General features: G+C 68.9%; 2 protein-coding genes. Both read right to left on the reverse strand.

Going from position 1 to position 2,563, the window contains the following annotated elements:
* Positions 1-1,364 (reverse strand): glycosyltransferase (locus tag QZ609_RS26280; protein WP_295501383.1); only part of this gene is annotated, 1,364 nt, incomplete at its 3' end.
* The coding region (locus tag QZ609_RS26285; RefSeq protein ID WP_295501386.1) for a glucan biosynthesis protein G at positions 1,337-2,563 on the reverse strand (1,227 nt) is incomplete at its 5' end. The genes QZ609_RS26285 and QZ609_RS26280, both read right to left, overlap by 28 nt.

Genomic DNA, 2,563 nt, shown 5'->3' on the forward strand with positions numbered 1-2,563 from the left:
GGGTCCAGCCGGATGATGGCGTTGTGGCCCCAGTAGTGCGATTCCCCCAACTGCCAGTAGTGCAGGCCGGCAGTGAACAGCGGCCCGTACACGCGCGTGGCGAACTGCTGGATGCGCGCATACAGCGTGTCGCGGCCGGCCGCGCGCGGCGCGGTCTGGATGATGCCGGCGGAGGGCGCCCCTTCCATCAGCTGCACCAGGCGTGTCAGGCAATCGCCGCTCATCACGCTGTCGGCGTCGAGCACGATCATGTAGCGGTATTTGCCGCCCCAGCGCCGGCAGAAGTCATCGATGTTGCCGCTCTTGCGCTTCACCCGGTGACGGCGCCAGCGGTAATAGATGCGGCCAAAACCATCGAGCGCGCGGCAGATGTGCAGCCAGGCATCGGCCTCTGCGGTGCGGATGTCCGGGTCGCCGGAGTCCGACAGCACGAAGAAGTCGAAATGCTCCAGGTGGCCGGTGCGCCGCAAGGATTCGTACGTCGCGCGCAGGCCCGCGAACACGCGCTGCACGTCCTCGTTGCAGATCGGCATGACGATGGCGGTGCGCGCGTCGTCCGGGATCGGCGCATTGGGCGCGGCGCGGCGCGAGATGACGAAGCGGTCGCCGTGGAAGGCCAGCAGCAGGAAGCCGGTGATGGCCGTCCAGAAGCCCGCCGACACCCAGCAGAACAGCACCGCGAACAGCACGATGATGATGGCTTCGAGCCAGTCGGCGCCGTGGTACGGCAGCACCGTGCTCATGGCCCAGGTGGCGGCGACGGTCTGCGCGATCATCAGCGCGAGCAGCGTCAGCCGTCGGCGCGCGCCGACGAACCGCCAGATGCCCTTCGGGTCCGGGGAGTCGGGGGCCTCGTAGGGGACCGGGGCCTTGCCGCCAGTGAACAGGCGGCCGATCGCGCGGCGTGCGCGCCAGATCGGGCCCAGCACCCACGGCCAGGGCACCATCGAGCGCCGTGCGGGCTCGGGGCCGGTGTCCAGGTGGATGCGGCCCTCGCTGTCGTGCTCCAGCGGCGGCACGGGCTCAGGCGCCGTGGTGGTGCGCGCAGCGCCATAGGCGGCGTCCAGGCGCGAGCCGATCGAAGCGTAGGCCGGCGCGCGTGCTTCCAGCGAGGTGGTCTGCGCCGCGTCGAGCTTGGCCAGCGCATGGTGCAGCTTGGCCAGCGCCGCCGCATCGTCGTCGGACGGCGCAATGCCGGCCTCGCGTTGTAGCGTGGCGCGTGCCTCGGCAGGCAAGGGCAGTGCCGCAAGATAGCGTTCGGCCACGGACGAAGCCGTGGCCGGGCGGGTGGAGGCAGCGGCGCCCGCAGCGCCCGCGGCGCTGTCGGGCTGGGCAGTTAGCCCGGAGGTAGCAGGTAGCTCCACGTCTCAGAAAGTCCGGTACCGCCGCTGCGCAGGTAGCCGCGCAGCTCGATGGGTTTGTCGTCGTCGATCCGCTTCAGGCGCACGGTCACGCGCCAGCCGCCGGTCGCGGTGTTGGGTTGGCCGAAGATCGATTCGATCTTGCCGTTGGCGTCTGCCGAGAACACCGGCTCGACCGGTGCGTTGGGCGGCAGCTTGGCCAGCGCCGGGCCTTCGAAGTCGATCACGAAGGCGATCGTGTCGTCGGGCTTGCGCTCGTCCGGGCGCTTGGTGGTCCAGCCGTGCGAGCGGCGCGTTTGCGTGACCCAGGCCAGGTTCGGCTTCTTGTCGCCTTCCTTCTGCCACAGCAGGCGGTATTCCAGGTTGAACGGCTGTTGCGGCTTGGGCGGGGTCTCGGGCACCCAGTAGGCGACCACGTTGTCGTTGGTCTCGTCGGGCGTCGGGATCTGCACCAGTTCCACGCGGCCGGCGCCCCACTTGCCGACGGGCTCGACCCACGCGCTTGGGCGCAGCTCATAGCGATCGCCGATCTCCTGATAGTTGGCGAACGCACGGTCGCGCTGCATCAGGCCGAAGCCGCCCGGGTTGGTGGTGGCGAACGAGCTGACCAAGAGCCGCTTCGGGTTGGTCAGCGGGCGCCAGATCCATTCGCCGGTGCCCGACTGCACCGACAGGCCGTCGGAGTCGTGCACCTCGGGGCGGAAGTCCAGCGCGCTGGCCGGCTGGTTCTCGCCGAAGAAGAACATGCTGGTGAGCGGCGCGATGGCCAGCTTGCTGACGTTCTCACGCATGTACACCTGCGCCTTCACGTCGACCACCGTATCGGAGCCCGGCTTGATGACGAAGCGGTAGGCGCCCGTGGCGCGGCGCGAATTGAGCAGTGCGTAGATCGTCAGTTCCTTCGCGCCAGCGGCGGGGCGTTCGATCCAGAAATCGGTGAAGCGCGGGAATTCCTCGCCCGAGTTGAGCGCGGTGTCGATCGCCAGGCCACGCGCGGAGAGGCCGTACACCTGCCCCTTGCCGATGCCACGGAAGTACGACGCGCCCAGGAACACGACGACCTCGTCCTTGTACTTGGGCGTGTTCATCGGGTAGTGCACGCGGAAGCCGGCAAAACCGAGGTTGCGCAACTGCTTCGGATCGAGCTTGACCGGGCCGTAGTCGAACAGGCGCGGGTCGAAGCGGATTTCGCGCACGCCGGC

The organism is uncultured Ralstonia sp. (assembly GCA_913056305.1).
Taxonomy (GTDB): domain Bacteria; phylum Pseudomonadota; class Gammaproteobacteria; order Burkholderiales; family Burkholderiaceae; genus Ralstonia.